This is a genomic window from Streptomyces aurantiacus JA 4570 (genome assembly GCF_000414115.1).
GTDB lineage: Bacteria > Actinomycetota > Actinomycetes > Streptomycetales > Streptomycetaceae > Streptomyces > Streptomyces aurantiacus_A.
Genome location: NZ_AOPZ01000475.1, coordinates 1 through 22,111, shown reverse-complemented (window position 1 = coordinate 22,111; position 22,111 = coordinate 1). Strand labels below are relative to the sequence as shown.

Below are 22,111 nucleotides of genomic sequence, written 5' to 3'. Positions count from 1 at the left end.
GTGGGCCGTGGCGGCACCCCGCTGCCCGCGTCGAGCGGCGCCCCCGGCCCGCTGGCCGCGCAGCCCGCGCCCGCGACCGGCCCGGGTGAGCCCACCGCGCGCCTCAACCCGAAATACCTCTTCGACACCTTCGTGATCGGCGCGTCGAACCGTTTCGCGCACGCGGCCGCGGTCGCCGTGGCCGAGGCGCCGGCGAAGGCGTACAACCCGCTGTTCATCTACGGCGAGTCCGGCCTCGGCAAAACGCATCTGCTGCACGCCATCGGGCACTACGCGCGGAGCCTCTATCCCGGCACACGCGTCCGTTATGTGAGCTCCGAGGAGTTCACCAACGAGTTCATCAACTCCATCCGCGACGGCAAGGGCGACAGCTTTCGCAAGCGGTACCGCGAGATGGACATCCTCCTGGTCGACGACATCCAGTTCCTCGCGGACAAGGAGTCGACGCAGGAGGAGTTCTTCCACACCTTCAACACGCTGCACAACGCGAACAAGCAGATCGTGCTGTCCAGCGACCGGCCGCCCAAGCAGCTCGTGACCCTGGAGGACCGGCTGCGCAACCGCTTCGAGTGGGGCCTGATCACGGACGTCCAGCCGCCCGAACTGGAGACGCGTATCGCGATCCTTCGTAAGAAGGCGGTGCAGGAACAGCTCAACGCGCCCCCGGAGGTCCTGGAGTTCATCGCGTCGCGCATCTCGCGGAACATCCGTGAGCTGGAGGGCGCGCTGATCCGGGTCACCGCATTCGCGTCGCTCAATCGACAGCCTGTGGACCTCGGCCTCACCGAGATCGTCCTCAAGGACCTGATCCCCGGCGGCGAGGACGCGGCCCCGGAGATCACGGCGACGGCCATCATGGCTGCGACCGCCGACTACTTCGGGCTCACGGTGGACGACCTGTGCGGCTCCTCTCGCAGCCGGGTCCTGGTGACGGCACGGCAGATCGCCATGTATCTGTGCCGGGAGCTGACCGACCTCTCGCTGCCGAAGATCGGCGCGCAGTTCGGCGGCCGCGACCACACGACCGTGATGCACGCCGACCGAAAGATCCGCGCGCTGATGGCCGAGCGCCGCTCCATCTACAACCAGGTCACCGAACTCACCAACCGCATCAAGAACGGCTGACAGCCACCGAGTTACGCCGCTTCAAGGGCGCTCCGGAGAGGTTCCGGAGCGCCCTTCGCGTTGCCGGCGGAGCTTCCGGGAAGCCTCCAAGGGGTTTCCACGGGGTTGTGGACGGGACCTCGCCGACACCTGCTGTTCGATTCCCGCTCACCGTGCGTGCGTTCTCCACAGATCTGTGGCCTTTGCGCCTTCCACACCCTGGGGACTGGCGAGTTGTCCAGATCGTGTCCACAGGGGACCCTGCTGAATGTTCATCAGGCCAGGTCAGCAGGTTGTGGATTCGTGGACGAAGGCTCTCCACAGACTGTGGACAAGATCGTGTCCACAGGGCCGCTCCGGAGTTGTCCACCGGCGGCCCACAGGCAGGCGCCAGTTGTGCACAGCTTCTCCCCAGCCCTGTCCACTGTTCGGCAACGCGACGCGCCCTCTCACCGTGACGAGTGAAAGGCGTCACACGAAGTTGCTCGGTTGGCCTGTGGGGAAGCTGGGTAAAGCTGGGGACAGGGCTGGGGAGAAGTGACCTCTTCCTGTGCATCGGGTGTGCAGAACTTTCGCCCGTCCACAGAATCCCCCGGTTGTCCACCGCCTCCGCCCACAGGGTCAGTGGACAAAAAACGGGCAGTGACCTGCGCATTCGCGGTTATCCACGGTTTCCACAGGCCCTACTACTACTCCCCCCTAGAGAGACCTGAGAATTCGTTTCGAAGTGGGGGCTGTGCACAACTCGCGGCTCGGGCCGCCGACACCTCTCGGCACGACTTGACCCCGACGGGCACCAGCTGTCAGTGCGGTGCGTCAGACTGGTCCCCAGTGCCAGCAACAGCAGGAGGGCGGCTAAGTGAAGATCCGGGTGGAACGCGACGTACTCGCGGAGGCGGTGGCGTGGGCGGCACGCAGCCTCCCGGCTCGGCCGCCAGCGCCCGTCCTCGCGGGCCTGCTGCTGAAGGCCGAGGAGGGCGCTCTCAGCCTGTCCAGCTTCGACTACGAGGTCTCGGCCCGAGTCTCCGTGGACGCCGAGGTGGACGAGGAGGGCACGGTCCTCGTCTCCGGCCGCCTGCTCGCCGACATCTGCCGCGCCCTGCCCAACCGCCCGGTGGAGATCTCCACAGACGGTGTGCGGGCCACGGTGGTGTGCGGTTCCTCGCGATTCACACTCCACACACTGCCTGTGGAGGAATATCCGGCGCTGCCGCAGATGCCCACCGCCACCGGCACGGTCCCCGGTGAGGTATTCGCCGCCGCCGCGAACCAGGTGGCGATCGCCGCCGGCCGTGACGACACCCTCCCGGTGCTCACAGGTGTGCGCATCGAGATCGAGGGCGACAAGGTCACCCTCGCGTCCACCGACCGCTACCGCTTCGCGGTCCGCGAGTTCCTGTGGAAGCCCGAGGACCCGGACGCGTCCGCGGTCGCCCTGGTGCCCGCCAAGACCCTCCAGGACACCGCCAAGGCCCTCACGAGCGGCGACACGGTCACCCTGGCGCTCTCCGGCTCCGGCGCGGGCGAGGGCCTGATCGGCTTCGAGGGCGCGGGCCGTCGCACGACCACGCGGCTGCTCGAAGGCGACCTGCCGAAGTACCGCTCGCTGTTCCCGACGGAGTTCAACTCGGTCGCCGTCATCGAGACGCCCCCCTTCGTGGAGGCCGTCAAGCGTGTGGCGCTCGTCGCCGAGCGGAACACCCCGGTGCGGCTCAGCTTCGAGCAGGGCGTGCTCATCCTGGAGGCCGGCTCCAGTGACGACGCACAGGCTGTGGAGAGGGTCGACGCCCAGCTGGAGGGCGACGACGTCTCCATCGCCTTCAACCCGACGTTCCTGCTCGACGGCCTGAGCGCGATCGACTCGCCGGTCGCCCAGCTGTCGTTCACGACGTCCACGAAGCCCGCGCTCCTGAGCGGCAAGCCCGCCCTCGACGCCGAGGCCGACGACGCGTACAAGTACCTGATCATGCCCGTTCGTCTGAGCGGCTGAGCCCACAGGTGTGTGGCCGCGTCCGGGCGTAGGCTCGGACGCGGGTACGAAAGTGCCGCGGGTACGTGAGCCGCTCGACGACGAGCGGCGGCGACGTGCCTTCACGCCACATCGCTAGTTAGGAACGCACTGATGGAGCTCGGTCTCGTCGGTCTCGGCAAGATGGGCGGCAACATGCGCGAGCGCATCCGCCGCGCAGGCCACACCGTCATCGGATTCGACCGCAACCCGGACCTCGCGGATGTCGACAGCCTCGAAGAGCTCGTAGGCAAGCTCAAGGGCCCGCGCGTGGTGTGGGTGATGGTGCCGGCCGGAGCCGCGACCCAGTCCACGATCGACGAGCTCGGCGAGCTCCTGCAGCCCGGCGACGTCGTCGTGGACGGCGGCAACTCCCGCTGGACGGACGACGAGAAGCACGCCGAGGAACTGGCGGCCAAGGGCATCGGCTTCGTCGACTGCGGCGTCTCCGGCGGCGTCTGGGGCCTGAAGAACGGCTACGCGCTGATGTACGGCGGCGACAAGGAGAACGTCGCCAAGGTGCAGCCGATCTTCGACGCGCTCAAGCCGGAGGGCGACTTCGGCTCGGTGCACGCGGGCAAGGTCGGCGCGGGCCACTTCGCCAAGATGGTCCACAACGGCATCGAGTACGCGATGATGCAGGCATACGCAGAGGGCTGGGAGCTGTTGGAGGCCGTGGACTCGGTCACCGACGTCCGTGAGGTCTTCCGCTCCTGGCAGGAGGGCACGGTCATCCGTTCCTGGCTGCTCGACCTGGCGGTCAACGCCCTCGACGACGACGAGCACCTGGACAAGCTGCGCGGCTTCGCCCAGGACTCCGGAGAGGGCCGCTGGACGGTGGAGGCGGCGATCGACAACGCCGTGCCGCTGCCCGCGATCACCGCGTCCCTGTTCGCGCGGTTCGCCTCGCGTCAGGACGACTCTCCGCAGATGAAGATGATCGCGGCGCTGCGCAACCAGTTCGGCGGCCACGCGGTCGAGTCCAAGAGCGAGCACTGATCCAGAGCTCGTACGGTCCTTCGTCCACAGCCCCTGTGGACCGGCGGAGGACCGGCAGCACGTTGAAGTAGGCCGGGGGAGGTCGGCGCACACCATGCACGTCACGCATCTGTCGCTGGCCGACTTCCGCTCGTACGCCCGGGTCGAGGTCCCGCTCGACCCGGGCGTCACCGCGTTCGTGGGCCCGAACGGGCAGGGCAAGACGAACCTCGTCGAGGCCGTCGGCTATCTCGCCACCCTCGGCAGCCACCGGGTCTCCTCGGACGCGCCGCTCGTGCGGATGGGCGCCGACCGCGCGATCATCAGGGCCAACGTGCGCCAGGGCGAGCGCCAGCAGCTCATCGAGCTGGAGCTGAACCCCGGCAAGGCCAATCGCGCCCGCATCAACCGGTCCTCGCAGGTCAGGCCCCGTGACGTACTCGGCATCGTGCGTACTGTGCTGTTCGCGCCCGAGGATCTGGCACTGGTCAAGGGCGATCCCGGGGAGCGGCGCCGGTTCCTCGACGAGCTGATCACCGCGCGCTCGCCCCGCATGGCGGGGGTGCGCTCCGACTACGACCGCGTCCTCAAGCAGCGCAACACGCTCCTGAAGTCGGCCGCCCTGGCGCGCAGGCACGGCGGCCGCTCCATGGACCTGTCCACGCTCGACGTGTGGGACCAGCACCTCGCGCGCGCGGGCGCCGAGCTGCTCGCCCAGCGGCTCGACCTGATCGCCGCGCTGCAGCCGCTGGCCGACAAGGCGTACGAGCAGCTCGCCCCCGGCGGCGGCCCCGTCGCGCTCGACTACAAGCCGTCCTCGCCGGAAATCGTCGGCCACGCGCGCGAGGAGCTGTGCGAGCAGTTGCTGGCCGCCCTCGGGGAGGCCCGCAAGCAGGAGATCGAGCGGGGCGTGACGCTGGTGGGGCCGCACCGTGACGAACTACTGCTCAAACTTGGCCAGCTGCCCGCGAAGGGCTACGCCAGCCACGGCGAGTCCTGGTCGTTCGCGCTCGCGCTGCGCCTCGCCTCGTACGACCTGCTGCGCGCGGAGGGCAATGAACCGGTGCTCGTCCTCGACGACGTGTTCGCCGAGCTGGACGCGCGGCGCCGGGAGCGGCTCGCGGAGCTGGTCGCCCCGGGCGAACAGGTCCTTGTGACGGCGGCCGTGGACGACGATGTGCCGGGCGTGCTGTCGGGCGTGCGGTATTCGGTCGCCGAGGGCGTGGTGGAGCGCGTATGACCGCCGGAGGGCCGCGGCCGCGCGGCGACGGCGAACTGCCCGGCCCCGCCGGATCCGGCCGCCCCGCCAACACCGGCGGCCCCGGCCCCGCCGGAACCCCGGACACCCCCGGAGCCCCCGGCCCCGCCGAGACCCCCAAGCCTCCCGAGCCCTCCGGCGTGGACCTCGCCCGCGTCGCCCTGCGCGCCGCCAAGGAGCAGGCACGCGCGCGTGGGGACGCGACCCGGCAGAAGAAGCAGGCCCGGCGCGGCGGCCTGCGCTCGGGCGCGCGGGCGGACGGGCGCGACCCGCTGCCGCTCGGCTCCGCCATCAACCGGCTGATCACCGAGCGCGGCTGGGAGACCCCGGCCGCCGTGGGCGGTGTGATGGGCCGCTGGCCGCAGATCGTCGGCGACGACCTGGCCAAGCACTGCGTGCCGCAGCGGTACGACGAGAACGAGCGGGTCCTGACCGTCCAGTGCGACTCCACGGCCTGGGCCACGCAGCTTCGGCTGATGGCTCCGCAGCTGGTCGCGCGCCTCAACGAGGACCTCGGCCACGGCACCGTACGCATCATCAAGGTCCTCGGCCCCGGCGGCCCCGCGCGCCGTTTCGGACCCCTGCGCGCCCCTGGCAGCACGGGTCCCGGCGACACCTACGGATGACCTGATCCGGACCGTAGCTGGTGGTTGACCTCCCGAAGCGCTGAGTGCCGCTGTGAGCCTCTGGGACCCCGGGGCCGCATATGGGGAGTCGGCTGAGCCCGGTTCAGGGCGGCACATGCGGACTCAGGTACCGGCAAACCCCCATCACTGTCGGCGCTACCGGTAGACTGGAAGCTAATCCCGCCCCAGGTGTGGGGAGCAACGGGAGAAGCTGAGCAAGAGCTGAACCAGGCTTACCAACGCAACACGCCGCAGCCGCTCCGGCGAGCGCCGGGAGCTTGGCTTGTGCTGTGCCAGAAAGGGCGCTTCGTGGCCGATTCCGGCAACCCCAACGAGAACATCCCGTCCACTGCCGCCGGCGACGCCGGCGAAGCACCCCCGCAGGCGCCCGACGCCTCCGGCGAGGTGACTTCGTTGTACGACGCCAGTGCCATCACCGTCCTCGAGGGTCTGGACGCGGTCCGCAAGCGACCCGGCATGTACATCGGCTCGACCGGTGAGCGTGGTCTGCATCACTTGGTCCAGGAAGTCGTCGACAACTCAGTCGACGAGGCCATGGCCGGGCACGCGGACACCATCGACGTGACGATCCTGGCGGACGGCGGCGTGCGCGTCGTCGACAACGGCCGTGGCATCCCGGTGGGCATCCACCCCGTCGAGAAGAAGCCGGCCGTCGAGGTCGTGCTCACCGTGCTGCACGCGGGTGGCAAGTTCGGCGGCGGGGGGTACGCCGTCTCCGGCGGTCTGCACGGTGTGGGTGTCTCCGTGGTGAACGCGCTCTCCACCAAGCTGTCCGTCGAGATCAGGACCGACGGCTATCGCTGGACGCAGGACTACAAGAGCGGTGCCCCCACGGCGCCCCTCGAGCGGCACGAGGCCACCGAGGAGACGGGCACGACCGTCACCTTCTGGGCCGACGGCGACATCTTCGAGACGACCGAGTACTCCTTCGAGACGCTGTCGCGGCGCTTCCAGGAGATGGCGTTCCTCAACAAGGGCCTGACGATCAGGCTCACCGACGAGCGCGAGTCGGCCAAGGCCACGGTGGGCGCCGACTCCACCGAGGCCACCGACGACACCGTCGAAGAGGTCCGCACGGTCACGTACCACTACGAAGGCGGCATCGTCGACTTCGTGACGTACCTCAACTCCCGCAAGGGCGAGGTCATCCACCCGACCGTCATCGACGTCGAGGCCGAGGACAAGGAGCGCATGCTCTCGGTCGAGATCGCGATGCAGTGGAACTCTCAGTACAGCGAAGGCGTTTACTCCTTTGCCAACACCATCCACACGCACGAGGGCGGCACGCACGAAGAGGGCTTCCGCGCCGCGCTGACCGGCCTCGTCAACCGGTACGCACGCGACAAGAAGCTGCTCCGCGAGAAGGACGACAACCTCACGGGTGAGGACATCCGCGAGGGCCTGACCGCGATCATCTCGATCAAGCTCGGCGAGCCGCAGTTCGAGGGTCAGACCAAGACGAAGCTGGGCAACACGGAGGCGAAGACCTTCGTCCAGAAGGTGGTGCACGAGCACCTGACGGACTGGTTCGACCGCAATCCGAACGAGGCCGCGGACATCATCCGCAAGGGCATCCAGGCCGCGACCGCGCGCGTGGCCGCCCGCAAGGCGCGCGACCTCACCCGCCGCAAGGGCCTGCTGGAGACCGCCTCCCTGCCGGGCAAGCTCTCCGACTGCCAGTCGAACGACCCGACGAAGTGCGAGATCTTCATCGTCGAGGGTGACTCCGCCGGCGGCTCGGCCAAGTCCGGCCGGAACCCGCAGTACCAGGCCATCCTGCCCATCCGAGGCAAGATCCTGAACGTCGAGAAGGCCCGCGTCGACAAGATCCTGCAGAACCAGGAGATCCAGGCGCTGATCTCGGCCTTCGGCACCGGAGTCCACGAGGACTTCGACATCGAGAAGCTCCGCTATCACAAGATCATCCTGATGGCGGACGCCGATGTCGACGGCCAGCACATCAACACCCTGCTGCTGACGTTCCTGTTCCGCTTCATGCGGCCGCTCGTCGAGGCCGGACACGTGTACCTGTCCCGTCCGCCGCTCTACAAGATCAAGTGGACCAAGGACGACTTCCAGTACGCGTACTCGGACCGCGAGCGCGACGCGCTGATCGAGATCGGCCGCCAGGCGGGCAAGCGCATCCGCGAGGACTCGGTCCAGCGCTTCAAGGGTCTCGGTGAGATGAACGCCGAGGAGCTGCGCATCACGACCATGGACCAGGAGCACCGCGTGCTCGGCCTGGTCACGCTCGACGACGCCGCCCAGGCCGACGACCTCTTCTCGGTCCTCATGGGCGAGGACGTCGAGGCGCGCCGCTCGTTCATCCAGCGCAACGCCAAGGACGTCCGCTTCCTCGACATCTGAGCCGGTCAGGCGCCCCGACGGCTGCTGACTGACGTACGAAAGGATCTTGACCGGCCATGGCCGACGAGAACAACCCCACCACGCCCGAGGACGACGAGGGCCAGACGCTGCGGATCGAGCCCGTCGGGCTCGAGACGGAGATGCAGCGCTCGTACCTCGACTACGCGATGTCCGTCATCGTGTCCCGCGCGCTGCCCGACGTCCGTGACGGCCTCAAGCCCGTCCACCGCCGCGTCCTGTACGCGATGTACGACGGCGGGTACCGCCCCGAGAAGGGCTTCTACAAGTGTGCCCGCGTCGTCGGCGACGTCATGGGCAACTACCACCCGCACGGCGACTCCTCGATCTACGACGCGCTGGTCCGTCTCGCGCAGCCGTGGTCGATGCGGATGCCGCTGGTGGACTCCAACGGAAACTTCGGCTCTCCGGGCAACGACCCCGCGGCCGCCATGCGCTACACCGAGTGCAAGATGGCGCCGCTGTCCATGGAGATGGTCCGGGACATCGACGAGGAGACCGTCGACTTCACGGACAACTACGACGGCCGCTCCCAGGAGCCCACGGTCCTGCCGTCCCGCTTCCCGAACCTGCTGATCAACGGCTCGGCGGGCATCGCGGTGGGCATGGCGACCAACATCCCGCCGCACAACCTGCGCGAGGTCGCCGCGGGCGCGCAGTGGGCCCTGGAGCACCCCGAGGCCACGCACGAGGAGCTGCTCGACGCGCTCGTCGAGCGCATCAAGGGCCCGGACTTCCCGACCGGCGCCCTCGTCGTCGGCCGCAAGGGCATCGAGGAGGCGTACCGCACGGGCCGCGGTTCCATCACGATGCGCGCGGTCGTCGAGGTCGAGGAGATCCAGAACCGCCAGTGCCTGGTGGTCACCGAACTCCCCTACCAGACGAACCCGGACAACCTCGCGCAGAAGATCGCCGACCTGGTCAAGGACGGCAAGGTCGGCGGCATCGCGGACGTCCGCGACGAGACGTCGTCCCGTACCGGCCAGCGACTCGTCATCGTGCTCAAGCGCGACGCGGTCGCCAAGGTCGTACTGAACAACCTCTACAAGCACACGGACCTGCAGTCGAACTTCGGCGCCAACATGCTGGCGCTCGTCGACGGCGTGCCGCGCACGCTCTCCCTCGACGCGTTCATCCGCCACTGGGTCGCCCACCAGATCGAGGTCATCGTCCGGCGCACCAAGTTCCGGCTGCGCAAGGCCGAGGAGCGCGCGCACATCCTGCGCGGTCTGCTCAAGGCCCTGGACGCCATCGACGAGGTCATCGCGCTCATCCGGCGCAGCGACACGGTCGACATCGCGCGCGAGGGCCTGATGGGCCTTCTGGAGATCGACGAGATCCAGGCCAACGCCATCCTGGAGATGCAGCTCCGCCGGCTCGCCCACCTGGAGCGCCAGAAGATCGTCGACGAGCACGACGACCTCCAGGCGAAGATCAACGAGTACAACGCGATCCTGGCCTCCCCCGAGAAGCAGCGGGGAATCGTCAGCGAGGAACTCGCGGCGATCGTCGACAAGTTCGGCGAGGACCGCCGCTCCAAGCTGGTGCCCTTCGACGGTGACATGTCCATCGAGGACCTGATCGCCGAAGAGGACATCGTCGTCACGATCACCCGCGGCGGCTACATCAAGCGCACCAAGACGGAGGACTACCGCTCGCAGAAGCGCGGCGGCAAGGGTGTGCGCGGCACGAAGCTGAAGCAGGACGACATCGTCGACCACTTCTTCGTGTCGACGACGCACCACTGGCTGCTGTTCTTCACGAACAAGGGCCGCGTCTACCGCGCGAAGGCGTACGAGCTGCCCGACGCCGGCCGTGACGCCCGCGGCCAGCACGTGGCGAACCTGCTCGCCTTCCAGCCGGACGAGCAGATCGCCGAGATCCTCGCGATCCGCGACTACGAGGCCGTGCCCTATCTGGTCCTCGCCACCAAGGCCGGCCTGGTCAAGAAGACGCCTCTGAAGGATTACGATTCGCCCCGCTCCGGCGGCGTCATCGCGATCAACCTGCGCGAGACGGACGACGGCGCGGACGACGAGCTGATCGGTGCCGAGCTGGTGTCGGCCGACGACGATCTGCTTCTGATCAGCAAGAAGGCCCAGTCGATCCGCTTCACGGCGACCGACGACGCGCTGCGCCCGATGGGCCGCGCGACCTCCGGCGTCAAGGGAATGAGCTTCCGCGACGGCGATCAGCTGCTCTCGATGAATGTGGTCCGGCCCGGTACGTTCGTCTTCACCGCCACCGATGGTGGGTACGCGAAGCGGACCGCCGTCGACGAATACCGCGTCCAGGGCCGCGGTGGCCTCGGCATCAAGGCCGCCAAGATCGTGGAGGACCGCGGTGAGCTCGTCGGTGCGCTGGTGGTCGAGGAGACGGACGAGATCCTCGCCATCACCCTGTCCGGCGGTGTGATTCGCACGCGAGTCAACGAGGTCAGGGAGACGGGCCGTGACACCATGGGCGTCCAACTGATCAACCTGGGCAAGCGCGATGCCGTGGTCGGTATCGCTCGTAACGCCGAGGCCGGGCGCGAGGCCGAGGAAGTCGACGGAGGGCTCGTCGACGAATCCTCCGACGGCGAGTCGGCCGTCGGTACGGACGAGGGCACCGAGTCCCCGGCCGAGTAGCGCGAGGAGAGAGTCGTGAGTGGAGCCACGGGCACCGGATCCGCCGGAACGAGTGGAACCGGCACGGAAGGTGCCCGTGGCTCCGCCACCGACGCACCCGACTCGCATGAGTCTCATGGATCCCAGGGGGGGACTGTGACGGACACCCGAGGCCCGGCGGGCACGGGGACGGAGACCGAGGGCGGGGCCTCCGGGGCGGCGGCGGGAGACGGGCTCTCCGGGGCGCTGCCCGGCGAGCGGCAGCCGCAGCAGAACAGCCAGCCGTACCACCCGCCGCAGGCGTACCAGGCGGCGCCCGCCGGCGCGGTCCGACGCCCCCGCACCGGGGCGCGCACCACCCCGCGCACGCGCAAGGCGCGGCTGCGGGTGGCCAAGGCCGACCCCTGGTCGGTGATGAAGGTCAGCTTCCTGCTCTCCATCGCGCTCGGCATCTGCACCATCGTCGCGGCGGCCGTGCTCTGGATGGTCATGGACGCGATGGGCGTCTTCTCCACGGTCGGCGGCACGATCTCCGAGGCCACCGGCTCGAACGAGTCCAACGGCTTCGACCTGCAGGCGTTCCTCTCGCTGCCTCGCGTGCTGATGTTCACGTCGATCATCGCGGTCATCGACGTCGTCCTCGCGACGGCGCTCGCGACGCTCGGCGCGTTCATCTACAACCTCTCCGCGGGCTTCGTGGGAGGCATCGAGCTGACGCTGGCCGAGGACGAGTAGCGGGACGCTCAGCAGGACGAGTGGCGACGACTCCGGGGCGGCGGGCGGGTGCCGCGGGCCCGCGCAGGCCCTCGGTGAGTATCGATTTTGGGACTGGCCCGGACGTGCGCTAATCTTCAGAGGTCAGCGCGCGGGGCGACCCGAGAAGCGCGGCGGGGCTATAGCTCAGTTGGTTAGAGCGCATCCCTGATAAGGATGAGGTCCCTGGTTCAAATCCAGGTAGCCCCACACAGAGGCGCAGAGCCTGACGAAGACCCGGTAGATCGTGACGATCTACCGGGTCTTCGCGTTTTCCGCGAGGCCGTGCCCGGCGCCCGGCGCCTCGTGTGGCGTCTCGTGTGCGCACTGTGTGGCGAAGGCCACAGCTCTCGGGTGTGGTGGCCTTCGTGGGTGCAGAGGTGCGCCCGCTATGTAAAGAGAAGGTCAATGACAGGTAATCAACTCCCCTGAGGCGTGGCCTCGTTGGTGGGGGGTCGGTGGGCGCGGGTGTGCTTCCGTCAGGGTCGGTAAACGCCCCTGACGTGCTCCGATGCTTGATTCGACACGCTTGTAGAAGTTCGTTTAGCGTCCATCGCGTTCCATTGCGTTCCATTCGAGGCAAACCCGTGGGGGGTTGACGTGCGCAAGATTTCCGCTGTCGTGATGGCTGGTGTGTCCACCGCCGCCTTGCTCGTTGTCGGTACGTCGTCGGCTTCGGCGACAGAGGCCGTGCCGGGCGTCCAGGGCGCCCCGGACGTTCCGTCGGACTACTCGGGCGAGATGCTCGCCGACGACGTCGTCATCGAGGACGTCGCCGGCGAAGAGGTCACGCCGGAGGACGAGGCGGAGGTGAAGGCCCCGGACTACTCCGAGGTGCCGGACGGAGTGGCGCGGTCCGCGGCCGGGTCCGCCGCCATCAGCTCCTTCAACTACTCCGTCGGCGGCGTGACCATCAAGGTGCCCGCAGGGTGCTTCCTGACGCACTCGATCAAGGGGTCCGGCAAGAAGGTCAACAGCCAGATCGCCGGTGTCGACTGCGTCGGGGTCGCGGCCCTCGCCACCCGTTTCTGCAACACCCGCCTGGAGTTGCACTACGCCGACACCTCCGGCAAGACGTACAAGATCAAGCGCGGCCCGCTGAAGACGAAGTGCCACACCGGCACGGTGCCCACGTACAAGATCGGCGCACACACCCTGCCCAAGTACGGCAAGGCATGCGCGCAGCTCTTCGTGAACGGCAGCCGTCGAGCGGTGCAGTGCCACTTCATCACCAAGTAGCGGGAAGGAGAGGATGGGCATGGCGTACAGCACTCGGAACTGGTGGGCCGAGCTGGCGGTGTTCCTGCTGGTCACGGTCGTCTGTGCGGGCCTGCTCATCCTGCTGTGGGTGAGGGCGCAGGACGGCTCCGGGGCGACGGCGAGCCTGTGGGGGTTCCTCGTGCCCGGGGGCCTGGTGGGGCTCTGGGCCGCCAGGAGGTACCGGCGGCGGCGCGGCGGCGGCTGAGCGGGCGCCGCGCCGTCCGGCCCGGTACGGCTGTCGCGCACTGCGTGCCGAAAGCGAGAAGACCCCCCAGCCTGTACCGGCTGGGGGTCTTCTCGCTGCGGTGGCTGCGGCTCTGTCGTGACTACGGCTCCGCTGCGAGGTTCTCTGCCGTGGGCTGCTGGTCGTCGTCCTGGGCTTCCGTCTCCGTCGACGGCAGGTGGCGGCAGCTCGGGGTGGCGCCGTGGGCCTCGGCGCGGATGCGTTGCTTCATCGTGGGGGGCAAGGACCGTTCGTACGCCGCCGCCCACAGGGCCGCCATCGGAGCCGTCGGGCTCACGGTGCTCGTGCACGTGGCCGAGGCGTTCGTGGCCTGCTGTGCCGGGGCGGCCGCCGTGGCGGTCGAGGTGAGGCCGAGGGTCGCGAACAGCGCGAGTACGGCGGTGACGATCGTGGTCCACAGCTTCATGGCCTTGGTGGCGGTCATGGCCCCTCACTTCCAGATTGGGCGATCACATTCAGGTTGGGCGATTTGCGTACTTTCCTCATGATGTGTATCCGAGGCCGGAAGTGCGGGACCGACGCTCCCGCCGCGTGGATGTTCAGATGAACACCACCCGGATGGGTGCAAGTGCCCCGAGAATCCCCGGAAACAGGGCAAGGGCGGCGAACATCACAGTCGACGGAACGTAGGCGGAGTGCTGCGATCCGCTTCTACTGCGGTGTCCGGTCCGGGAGTTGAGGGCCGGGAGTCGGGCCGATCCAGGTCACCGATCGGTATCGGTCGGTGTGTATAGTCGGGCGCCAGAAGTCCCCTACGTCAAGGAAAGACGAGGTCGCGCGGTGAAGAAGCTTCTCCTGGTCGCACTGGCCGCCATCGGCGGGCTCCTCGTGTACCGCCAGATCCAGGCGGATCGCGCCGAGCAGGATCTGTGGACGGAGGCGACTGACTCCGTGCCCACGGGTTCGTGAGTATCGACAGCAGTCTCGTCACGGGGCCCCGGTCGCTTGAGCGGTCGGGGCTCTGTGCTGTCTCGGGGGCTTTTTGCCCCGCTTGTTCCGCCGGGCCTGCTTCTTCTGCCGGTACCGGTCCGGTCGGTCCTGCCGGGTGGCGGGGATCTTCTGTCGCGTGTACGGGATCTGCCGGCGGGGCGCGCCTCCTCTCGCCGTGAGGGCGGGCCTCCTCTCTTCTGTGTGACCGCGACGGCGTCACCCCTTTGGTTCACTTGCGCAATTTCATTCCTTGCTTGAGCAAATCGGTGGAGGGTGAGGTGCAGAGCGGCGTGATGCGGCGGCGGGTGCGGTTGCGGACGGCTGGCGCGGCCTTGGGGGCGGCGGCGCTGTGTGCGGCGGTCCTGTCGCCGGGCGGCGCGGTGGCTCGGCCTGGGAGTGGCGCGACGGGGCCCCGGCCCGCGCACGCCGTGGCCGCTGAGACGCCGAATCCGTACGCTTTCGCCGAGGACGCCAAGGCGGTCGAAGGGGCGACGAGTACGGCCGGGAGCCGGATGCTTGTGCCCGGGGCGACGTACCGGAGCTCGATCGGGCACCCCGAAGCCGGGGCCTCCGGCACGGGGAGCAAGCTCTATTACCGGCTTGAGCTCGGCGCCCGCGACAACGTGTACGTCTCCGTGACCGCGTTGCCCGGCCTCGGCAGCCGTGTCGCCTTCGCCGACGGCCTCAAGGTGTCCGTACAGGACACCGACGGCTTCGACTGTGACTTCAAGTCCGTGCGCTTCGGCACCTCGCGGAGCCCGCGGCCGCTCACCGCGTCGGCGATGCGCAAGCTCACTCCGGACGAGCGCCGGTGCCAGGGGGCCGGGACGTACTACGTCGTCGTGGAGCGGACCACCAACACCAGGTCGCCGGTGTCGTCCGCCACGGAAGAACCGTCCTCTACGGAGGACTGGGACATGGAGTTGTACGTCGCCTCGGAGCCCTCCCTGGTGAAGGCGGGCCCCACGACTCCGCCGCAGGAACCGGACTCCGGCTCCGAAACGGCCGCGCCCGTCCCACTGGCCGGGCGGCCTCTCCCGCGCGCGGGAGGCAGCAGTTTCGGCACGGCCAGGGCCTTGGGCAAGGGCGTGTGGAGCGACCGGATCAAGGCGGGGCAGACGCGCTACTACCGCGTGCCCGTCGACTGGGGACAGCGGCTGTCGGCCACCCTGGAGGTCGGCAGTGGCTCGCGGAGCGGTGACTACGTGACGTCCGCGGTGGTCATGGAGCTGTTCAACCCCGTGCGCGGGCCGGTGGAGAGCGCCGACGCCGCGTACGACGGCCGGCAGCGGACGACCATACTGCCGACGCTGCCGTCGGTCGCGTACGAGAACCGCTTCGCGCCCCTCGACCGGGTCTCCGGGATGCGGTTCGCCGGTTGGTACTACCTCGCGGTGCACCTGAATCCGGATGTCGGTACACGGTTCGGCCAGGACGCGATCGGCCTGACGCTGCGGGTGAACGTCGCCGGCGAGCGGCGGGAAGGACCCGCGTACGCCGGGACGGCGCGCCCCGCGGACGGATTCGGCGTCACGGAACGCGACGAGGCCGCGGCGCGGAACGGCGCGGGCGGCTCCGCCGGGGGTGGGGCCGGGACGGGGCCGGGGTCGGACGGAACGGCTGCCGCTTCCGGCGGCGGGGACACGGCCATGAAGGTGCTGGCGGCGGCCGGGTTCGGTACGGGGACCGTGCTGCTCGCCGTACTTGGGGTCTGGCGGCTGGTGGGGCGGCGGAGAGTGATCCGGTCCGGGTAGGCGGGGGCCGGGTCAGTAGCTTCAGGTTCGCGCCAGGGCAGTAGCTTCCGGTTCGGCCCGGGCGGACGGTTCCTCAGATGCGGATGCCGGGCGGACAGTTCCTCAGATGCGGGTGAGGGCCCAGAAGCCCACCGCGAAACAGGCCAGCGCGGCCAGCAGCATCGGCAGGGCCACCTTCACGGGCGGCCCGGGGCGCGGCGAGCGCGCGGTGGATCGGGCGGTGCCGGGGGCGGCGTGGCGGCGCTGGTGCCGGGCGTGAGGCTGAAGTCCGTGAGGCTGAAGTTCCGGAAGTGGGCCCGGAATTGAGGTGCCGTGAGTGGGAACCTGCTGAGGCCGAGCGGTGTATGGAGAAGTAGAGGCGTAAGCGTGCTGCGCGGCGGGGGCCGTGGAGTGGGAGGGGGTGTCTGGCGGGGAGGCCGGGGCCTGGGCCTGGGCAGGGGGAGGTGTCTGGGCGTGGGCTTGGGCTTGTGCGGGAGGCCGGGCCTGGGCCTGTGCCGGAGGCGGGGTCGGGTTCGGTGTGGCCGCGGGGATGGGTGTCGGAGTGGGGGGAGTGGGTGGTTGCGCGGGCTGCGGGGGCGGGGTGTGCGGGGGCGGCACCGGCGGGGGCAGGTGGAAGCTGCCGGTCTCCGTCATCGGGGGATGCGCGGGGAGCGATGGCGGTCGTACGCCATAGGGGGTGCCGGAGGAGCCGGGCTGCGCCTGGGGCGGAGGTGTGGGCGGCCCTGAGCTGGAGTGGGAGGGGGATGCGGGCGACCCCAGGTGGGCGTGGGGCGCGGGTGTGGGCGGGCCCGAGTGGCCGGGGGGCGGCGTGGATGTGGGTGGGCCCGAGTGACCGGGGGAGGACGTGGAGCCTGCCGTGGGCGGGTGGGGCGGCGGTGGCTGGATGGGGGGTGATTGCCGGGCGGCGGGCGGCTGTTGGAGTGGGGGTGGTTGGGGTGCGCGCGTGAGGGGGCCGTCGGGGCCGAACCCCGTGGGCAGCGGGCCGAGTTGGTCGAAGATCTCGACGAGCTCGTCGTCGGGCCCGGGCTCGGGCAGCATCTCGGCGGCGGAGGCGAGAGCCTTGCGCGCCCCCGTGGCGGTGCGGAACCGCGCCTGGGGGTCGGGCTGCAGCAGCGTGGCGACGACCTGCCACAGCGGCTCGGGCACACCGCGCGGCGCCCCCGGCGTGCCGTGCGCGGCGAAATGCTCGATGAGGGCCTTGGCGTCGGGCTTGACGCCCTGCAGGAGGTACAGGGCGACAAGTCCGACGGCGAAGAGGTCGGCGGTGAAGTCCGGTTCCGCGCCCATCATTTGCTCGGGCGCGAAGTAGCCGGGGGTGCCCACCACATAGTCCGTCTCGGTCAGCCGTGGCTCGCCCTTGCGCATGGAGATGCCGAAGTCCGACAGGCGCAGGTGCGGCCGCCCCGTTCCGGTGGCCTCGAGGAGAATGTTGGCGGGCTTGATGTCACGGTGCACGACTCCCTCGGCGTGCACCGCCGCCAGGCCGGCGAGGAGCTGGTCGAGCAGGGTGCAGGAGAAGTGGGCCGGCAGCGGTCCGTAGTCACCGATGACGTGGGCGAGGGAGCCGCCGGTGACCAGGTCCATGGTGAAGAGGACCTGGTCGTCGTCGGCCGCCCAGCTCGCGGGAGCGAGCACGTGCGGATGGTCGATCCGCAGCGCCTGCTCCCGCACGAAGCGCAACAGAGTGTGAGCGTTGCGCTGCTGAAGGACCTTGGCTGCCACATATCTGTGCCGGCGATGGTCCCAGGCACGCCATACGGCTCCTACTCCCCCGCGTCCGACCGGGTCGACGAGTTCGTACCGGCCGGCGAAGACCTCACCCATGGTCGTGCCCCGCTCCCCTTCCGGGCCGCCCGGCAGCGGCCCGGCCGACGGCTCAGCTCTGGTGCGCCTCGTAGTGGGCGACGGCGTCCGCGGTGCGGCCCGCTCCGTACACCCGAAGGAACTCTGCCAGCTCCGGGTGGGTCGGGGCGAGCGTGTCCGCGGCATCGATGATGTCGCCCGCCGCCGCGACGGAGCGCAGCAGCGACTGGATCTCACGTACCACGCGTTTCACGGTGGGCGCACCCGAACTCGTGGTGGTCTGGGTGGTGTTGGTCAGTACGGAACCCCCCTGGGACTTCTTGATCTCGTCCATGCGGTCCGTGGCCTCGGCAGCGCTCACGCTGCCGTCCGCGACCTGTCCCGACAGCTCCTGCAGGAGCTGGACGCGCTGGACGACGGCCGGATTGCCGATCTTGGCGCGCTGCCCGCTCATCAGCTGCGACAGCATGGGTGCGGACAGTCCGAGCACCCCGGCGAGCCGTGCCTGGTTCAGGCCCAGATCGTCGATGAGGCGACGGAAGAGTGCCCCCAGCGGTTCCCCGTACCAATTTCGCTGGAGCTCCCGTGCTCTTGCTGTTGATTCTTGTTGTGCAGCGTCCATGTTGCGTCTCCCCATCGCTTCCCCATAGGACCGCGGTTCGCTGCCGCGAACCACGTCGAGCATCTTACGGAGAGTGGTCGCGCACGGGGACCCCCAATCCTTTTGCGAGATCCGGGGGGTGACCCGGTACTCTGGTCCCCGACGCCCGCCGAGGCGCGATTTCTTCGCACCGACGCCGGCGGCCGCGGGGCCTTAGCTCAGTTGGTAGAGCGCTGTCTTTGCATGGCAGATGTCAGGGGTTCGACTCCCCTAGGCTCCACACCCCAAGAGCCCCTCTGACCTGTGGAAACGCGGGTTGGAGGGGCTTTGTTGCGTCCTCAGGCGGGGCGTCGCGAAGTGGCCGCACACGCGAGGTGGCCGCCACGGAATCCGTGGCGGCCACCTGGTGCGGTGCAGGCGGGGGCGTGGAAAGCCCCTCGCGGGTCAGTGGTTGTTGACGCCGTTCCCGGACAGCACCGGGATGTCGCTGAGGATGTGCGACAGCGACCGGCAGACCGATGCACGGCTTGTTCAGGGAACCCTGGACGAGAGACATCTGCGGGCTCATGTTGCCGTGCGTGGACGAGTTGCCGAACGACTGCTGCGCGCCGTTGCCGCTCGCGGTACGGGTGCCGGTGTCGTCGCCGATGGCCATGGCCGTCGGAGCCGTGACCGCCGTCATACCGGCTGCGGTTGCGGCGATCGCGGCGGTTGCCAACATCTTCTTCATGGTGAGGGATTCCCTTCGGAGACAGGCTCCGTTGCGGAGCCGCGTGGTGATCAACTGAGTGCTGGAACTGTGGTTTCGGCGATTAGCTCGGTCAGCGGATTAATGTGCTGAACCCAGAAGCGGAAAAGCAGCCCTTATTCGCAGGGCCAAGGGATGGTCGGTCCGGCGGCCGAGCAAAAGACCGAAATCGAAAACAGCGGGCCGCCGAGGAGAGGTGGCGGCCCGCTGGCTGGTCGGCCGGTGTCAGCCGTTGTCGGCCCCGTTGCCCGAGAGCACCGGGATGTCGTTGAGGATGTGCGACAGCGGCTCGTCGCCCTTGGCCTGCGTGGAGTTCTCGGTGCACTGCTGGTTCTGCGGGGCCGAGAGGATCGGGATGTCCTGGACGGCGATGTTGATGAGGCCGACGAGGGAGCCGATGTTCGCCTTGACCGGCAGACCGATGCAGGGCTTGTTCAGGGAACCCTGAATGAGCGCCATCTGCGGGCTCATGTTTCCGTACGTGGCGGAGTTTCCGTACGACTGCATGGCGCCGTTGCCGCTCGCGGTCTGGGTGCCGCTGTCGTCGCCGATGGCGGACGCCGTGGGAGCCGCGGCAGCCGACGCACCGACGACGGAAGCCGTAACCGCGGCCGCGGTCATAACCTTCTTGAGCACAGCAATTCCCTTCTGGATATGAACCCCGTCCCTGGAGCACCCTGAGCAACTGCGCTGACGGTGCGGAGTTGCTGCCGTTCACCCTGATGGCCCAGTCGCGGCGTGTCAGAGGCCCCTTTCGGCCTCTTCATACGCGGTGATGTGCGGATAATCCGACCGTTCCGCGAAGCGGTGCCCGACGGCATTGCATGAATGCGCCGGGTCGTCGCCGGACCGGGGAAAAGATCCGATGGAGTGAATGAGCGGAACCAAACGTCCGAAGGTGAGTTGGGCAGTCCGCAGTAACCTGTGCGTCTGCCCAGAAAAGGAACAGCAAATGCTCAAGAAGGCAATGGCAGCGGCTGCGGTCGCAGTCTCGGTCGCCGGTATGTCAGCCACCGCCGCTCCTGCCGCGATGGCCATCGGCGACGACGGTGGTACCACGTCGGCGAGCGGCAACGGCGCCAAGCAGTCGTTCGGTAACTCCTCCACCAAGGGCGACATGAGCCCGCAGCTGTCCCTGGTCCAGGGTTCCCTGAACAAGCCGTGCATCGGTCTGCCGGTGCACATCCTCAGCGACATCCCGGTGCTGTCCGGCAACGGCGAGCGCAACGGCTGATCCTCCGACGCCGCAGCGACCGTCCGGGCCGCCCCTTCTCCTCCGAGCGGGGCGGCCCGAGCGGCTTTCCGGTGCTCGTTCGGCCGCCGATCCGCGTGTTGATCGCGGGCATTCATCGGTCATTCACCGGGCATTCAACAATTTCTGTCCGGCGCCCAAATAATACGTAGACCGCATTCGAGTGAACTTACGAATGCCGGGGGCGCGCCGGTTTCTTCCGCTCTTATCGATCGTTGATCAGGACTCAGGTCGCGGTGCGGGTGAAGATGCTGCCCGCCCGGCTCTCACCGCCGTTGAGGCGCGACCCGATAGAAGGGAAAAGCTGTGAAGCTCAAGAAGAGCGCAACCGTCATCGCCGGTGCCGTACTGGCACTGAGCTTCGGCGCGCCGGCATTCGCCGACGCGGGTGCCCAGGGTGGGGCCGCCCACTCCCCGGGCGTTATCTCCGGCAACGTCATTCAGGTTCCCGTCCACGTTCCCGTGAACGTATGCGGCAACAGCATCGACATCATCGGCCTGCTGAACCCGACGTTCGGCAACTCCTGCGTCAACGACTGACGCAGCGACTCAGCCGTCCAGGCTGCGTTTTTGGCCGGCCTTGGCAGGCAACAGGCCCCAAGGCCGGCCTTCCCTCCCCTCAGAGGAAGACCAGTAGATTGCGACAGGCCCTCACCAAAGGGATGCTCTCGGCGGCGGCCGCCACGAGCATCCTGTCCCTGCCCGGCCAGTCCGCGCTCGCCGCCGATGCGCACGGACAGGCCACGGGCTCGCCCGGCTTCTTGTCGGGCAACAATGTGCAGGCACCGGTGGAGGTGCCGATCAACGCTTGCGGCAACTCCGTGAACGGGGTGGCCGCCGCGAGCCCGTCCACGGGCAACTCGTGCGCGCATCCGCCGGTGGCGGAGCCCGCCCCGGCTCCGATGCCTGCGCCCGCTCCGATGCCTGCCCCGGCTCCGATGCCGGAGCCCATGCCGGAGCCTGCGCCGGAGCGTGTGGTTGCGCCGAAGCCCGCTCCCGCGCCGGAGCCCGCGCCCGCCCCTGCGCCCATGCCGGAGCCCGCGCCGGAACGTGTGGCCGCCCCGAAGCCCGCGCCCAAGCCGGAGCCCGCCCCCGCGCCGAAGCCGAAGGCGAAGCCCGCGCCGAAGCATGCGGCTGCGCCGAAGCCGAAGGCGAAGCCCGCGCCCAAGCACGCGGCTGCTCCGAAGCCGGCAGTTGCTCCGAAGCCGAAGCCGGAGCCCGCGCCGGAGCGTGTGGCCGAGCCGAAGCCCGCGGCTGCGCCGAAGCCGGAGCCGAAGGCAAAGCCCGCGCCCAAGCACGCCGCTGCTCCGAAGCCGAAGCCGAAGCCCGCCCCCGCTCCCAAGCACGCGGCCGAGCCGAAGCCCGTGGCCAAGCCCGCACCCGCGCCCAAGCCCGAACCCAAGCCGGAGCCCGCCCCCAAGCGTGCTGCCGCGCCCAAGCCCGCCCCGGCTCCCAAGCCCGCGCCCAAGCCCGCCCACAAGTCGGCCACTCCGGACCGGGCTGACAGTGGCAGTCGTCACGACGACGGCCCTCGCCACGATGGCGGAGGTGCCCTTGCCGAGGGCGACGTGCTCCACGCGCCGGGCGCGCTGGCGGGCAACCTCCTGAAGACGCCGCTGGATGTGCCGATCGACGCCTGCGGCAACTCCGCGGGCGTGGTGGCGGTCCTCGCGGGAGCCCTCGGGAACAAGTGCGACGACCCGGCTCGCGAGCCGCATGCACCGGACAAGTCGGCGCCGCACGAGAAGCCCGCGCCACACGCGCCCGACAGGACCGC

At 69.2% G+C, this 22,111-nt stretch carries 20 protein-coding genes, 2 tRNA genes and 2 pseudogenes; 19 read left to right on the top strand and 5 right to left on the bottom strand.

All coding sequences use genetic code 11. From position 1 onward, the window contains the following. From dnaA to STRAU_RS34950, 11 genes are all read left to right on the top strand, one after another. A partial coding sequence (gene dnaA / locus STRAU_RS35000; protein WP_037663979.1) for a chromosomal replication initiator protein DnaA occupies positions 1 to 1,125 on the top strand: 1,125 nt, incomplete at its 5' end. A gap of 838 nt (positions 1,126 to 1,963) precedes the next feature. After that, a complete protein-coding gene (gene dnaN / locus STRAU_RS34995; RefSeq protein WP_016645135.1) occupies positions 1,964 to 3,094 on the top strand; it encodes a DNA polymerase III subunit beta in 1,131 nt (376 codons plus the stop codon). Between the two features lie 132 nt (positions 3,095 to 3,226). Continuing rightward, entirely contained in the window at positions 3,227 to 4,111 is an 885-nt protein-coding gene (gnd, locus tag STRAU_RS34990) for a phosphogluconate dehydrogenase (NAD(+)-dependent, decarboxylating) (RefSeq protein WP_016645134.1), read from the top strand. 94 nt (positions 4,112 to 4,205) lie between these two features. Beyond that, positions 4,206 to 5,330, top strand: a complete 1,125-nt coding sequence (gene recF, locus STRAU_RS34985; protein WP_016645133.1) for a DNA replication/repair protein RecF — start codon at positions 4,206 to 4,208, stop codon at positions 5,328 to 5,330. Further along, positions 5,327 to 5,974: a DciA family protein gene (locus STRAU_RS34980; protein ID WP_016645132.1), complete on the top strand. Its 648-nt coding sequence runs from the start codon at positions 5,327 to 5,329 to the stop codon at positions 5,972 to 5,974. Before recF ends, STRAU_RS34980 begins: the two co-directional genes overlap by 4 nt. A 285-nt stretch (positions 5,975 to 6,259) precedes the next feature. Beyond that, positions 6,260 to 8,362: a DNA topoisomerase (ATP-hydrolyzing) subunit B gene (gene gyrB, locus STRAU_RS34975; RefSeq protein ID WP_037663975.1), complete on the top strand. Its 2,103-nt coding sequence runs from the start codon at positions 6,260 to 6,262 to the stop codon at positions 8,360 to 8,362. Between the two features lie 56 nt (positions 8,363 to 8,418). After that, the gene (gyrA, locus tag STRAU_RS34970) at positions 8,419 to 11,010 is read left to right on the top strand and encodes a DNA gyrase subunit A (protein ID WP_016645130.1); all 2,592 of its coding nucleotides are present in this window, start codon (positions 8,419 to 8,421) and stop codon (positions 11,008 to 11,010) included. A 15-nt stretch (positions 11,011 to 11,025) separates the two neighbouring features. Next, positions 11,026 to 11,724: a DUF3566 domain-containing protein gene (locus STRAU_RS34965; protein ID WP_037663972.1), complete on the top strand. Its 699-nt coding sequence runs from the start codon at positions 11,026 to 11,028 to the stop codon at positions 11,722 to 11,724. A gap of 154 nt (positions 11,725 to 11,878) precedes the next feature. Next, positions 11,879 to 11,952 (top strand) — tRNA-Ile (locus tag STRAU_RS34960). Between the two features lie 390 nt (positions 11,953 to 12,342). Beyond that, on the top strand, positions 12,343 to 12,981 hold the full coding sequence (locus tag STRAU_RS44260) for a hypothetical protein (protein ID WP_016645128.1): 639 nt from the start codon (positions 12,343 to 12,345) through the stop codon (positions 12,979 to 12,981). Between the two features lie 19 nt (positions 12,982 to 13,000). After that, positions 13,001 to 13,207, top strand: a complete 207-nt coding sequence (locus tag STRAU_RS34950; RefSeq protein WP_158692203.1) for a hypothetical protein — start codon at positions 13,001 to 13,003, stop codon at positions 13,205 to 13,207. 121 nt (positions 13,208 to 13,328) lie between these two features. On the opposite strand, the gene STRAU_RS34945 is transcribed toward STRAU_RS34950, so the two are convergent. Beyond that, the gene (locus STRAU_RS34945) at positions 13,329 to 13,670 is read right to left on the bottom strand and encodes a DUF6344 domain-containing protein (RefSeq protein WP_016645126.1); all 342 of its coding nucleotides are present in this window, start codon (positions 13,668 to 13,670) and stop codon (positions 13,329 to 13,331) included. A 356-nt stretch (positions 13,671 to 14,026) separates the two neighbouring features. On the opposite strand from STRAU_RS34945, the gene STRAU_RS43295 reads away from it, so the two are divergent. After that, positions 14,027 to 14,155, top strand: a complete 129-nt coding sequence (locus tag STRAU_RS43295) for a DLW-39 family protein (RefSeq protein WP_003999697.1) — start codon at positions 14,027 to 14,029, stop codon at positions 14,153 to 14,155. A gap of 275 nt (positions 14,156 to 14,430) precedes the next feature. Continuing rightward, positions 14,431 to 15,930: a hypothetical protein gene (locus STRAU_RS34940; RefSeq protein WP_259300074.1), complete on the top strand. Its 1,500-nt coding sequence runs from the start codon at positions 14,431 to 14,433 to the stop codon at positions 15,928 to 15,930. Between the two features lie 102 nt (positions 15,931 to 16,032). Here STRAU_RS34940 and STRAU_RS34935 read toward each other — a convergent pair whose 3' ends face one another. Both STRAU_RS34935 and STRAU_RS34930 read right to left on the bottom strand, forming a co-directional pair. Continuing rightward, positions 16,033 to 17,754: a serine/threonine-protein kinase gene (locus STRAU_RS34935; protein ID WP_016645123.1), complete on the bottom strand. Its 1,722-nt coding sequence runs from the start codon at positions 17,752 to 17,754 to the stop codon at positions 16,033 to 16,035. A gap of 52 nt (positions 17,755 to 17,806) precedes the next feature. Then, positions 17,807 to 18,355: a helix-turn-helix domain-containing protein gene (locus STRAU_RS34930; protein WP_016645122.1), complete on the bottom strand. Its 549-nt coding sequence runs from the start codon at positions 18,353 to 18,355 to the stop codon at positions 17,807 to 17,809. 186 nt (positions 18,356 to 18,541) lie between these two features. Here STRAU_RS34930 and STRAU_RS34925 point away from each other — a divergent pair. Further along, positions 18,542 to 18,614: transfer RNA gene (locus tag STRAU_RS34925), tRNA-Ala, on the top strand. A gap of 164 nt (positions 18,615 to 18,778) precedes the next feature. On the opposite strand, the pseudogene STRAU_RS44255 reads toward STRAU_RS34925, so the two are convergent. Next, positions 18,779 to 19,016: pseudogene (locus tag STRAU_RS44255) on the bottom strand (rodlin). On the opposite strand from STRAU_RS44255, the gene STRAU_RS42665 reads away from it, so the two are divergent. After that, on the top strand, positions 18,913 to 19,122 hold the full coding sequence (locus STRAU_RS42665; protein WP_158692202.1) for a hypothetical protein: 210 nt from the start codon (positions 18,913 to 18,915) through the stop codon (positions 19,120 to 19,122). The pseudogene STRAU_RS44255 and the gene STRAU_RS42665 overlap by 104 nt on opposite strands. A gap of 185 nt (positions 19,123 to 19,307) precedes the next feature. Here STRAU_RS42665 and STRAU_RS34915 read toward each other — a convergent pair whose 3' ends face one another. Beyond that, a complete protein-coding gene (locus STRAU_RS34915) occupies positions 19,308 to 19,718 on the bottom strand; it encodes a rodlin (protein WP_037663965.1) in 411 nt (136 codons plus the stop codon). Between the two features lie 316 nt (positions 19,719 to 20,034). On the opposite strand from STRAU_RS34915, the gene STRAU_RS34910 reads away from it, so the two are divergent. The 4 genes and pseudogenes from STRAU_RS34910 to STRAU_RS44245 all read left to right on the top strand — a co-directional run. Then, the gene (locus STRAU_RS34910; RefSeq protein WP_016645120.1) at positions 20,035 to 20,316 is read left to right on the top strand and encodes a rodlin; all 282 of its coding nucleotides are present in this window, start codon (positions 20,035 to 20,037) and stop codon (positions 20,314 to 20,316) included. 324 nt (positions 20,317 to 20,640) lie between these two features. Next, positions 20,641 to 20,874, top strand: coding sequence for a chaplin (locus STRAU_RS34905; protein WP_016645119.1), 234 nt, complete (start codon positions 20,641 to 20,643; stop codon positions 20,872 to 20,874). Next, positions 20,805 to 21,143 (top strand): annotated as a pseudogene (locus STRAU_RS44575) (chaplin); the annotation flags it as partial. The gene STRAU_RS34905 and the pseudogene STRAU_RS44575, both read left to right, overlap by 70 nt. 555 nt (positions 21,144 to 21,698) lie before the next feature. Then, positions 21,699 to 22,111 (top strand): chaplin (locus tag STRAU_RS44245; protein ID WP_259300075.1); only part of this gene is annotated, 413 nt, incomplete at its 3' end.

Coding starts and splice junctions, on each gene's coding strand:
- gnd (WP_016645134.1), top strand. CDS start 3,227: ATGGAGCTCGGTCTCGTCGGTCTCGGCAAGATGGGCGGCAACATGCGC.
- recF (WP_016645133.1), top strand. CDS start 4,206: ATGCACGTCACGCATCTGTCGCTGGCCGACTTCCGCTCGTACGCCCGG.
- STRAU_RS34980 (WP_016645132.1), top strand. CDS start 5,327: ATGACCGCCGGAGGGCCGCGGCCGCGCGGCGACGGCGAACTGCCCGGC.
- gyrA (WP_016645130.1), top strand. CDS start 8,419: ATGGCCGACGAGAACAACCCCACCACGCCCGAGGACGACGAGGGCCAG.
- STRAU_RS34950 (WP_158692203.1), top strand. CDS start 13,001: ATGGCGTACAGCACTCGGAACTGGTGGGCCGAGCTGGCGGTGTTCCTG.
- STRAU_RS34945 (WP_016645126.1), bottom strand. CDS start 13,670: ATGACCGCCACCAAGGCCATGAAGCTGTGGACCACGATCGTCACCGCC.
- STRAU_RS34935 (WP_016645123.1), bottom strand. CDS start 17,754: ATGGGTGAGGTCTTCGCCGGCCGGTACGAACTCGTCGACCCGGTCGGA.
- STRAU_RS34930 (WP_016645122.1), bottom strand. CDS start 18,355: ATGGACGCTGCACAACAAGAATCAACAGCAAGAGCACGGGAGCTCCAG.
- STRAU_RS34910 (WP_016645120.1), top strand. CDS start 20,035: ATGCTCAAGAAGGCAATGGCAGCGGCTGCGGTCGCAGTCTCGGTCGCC.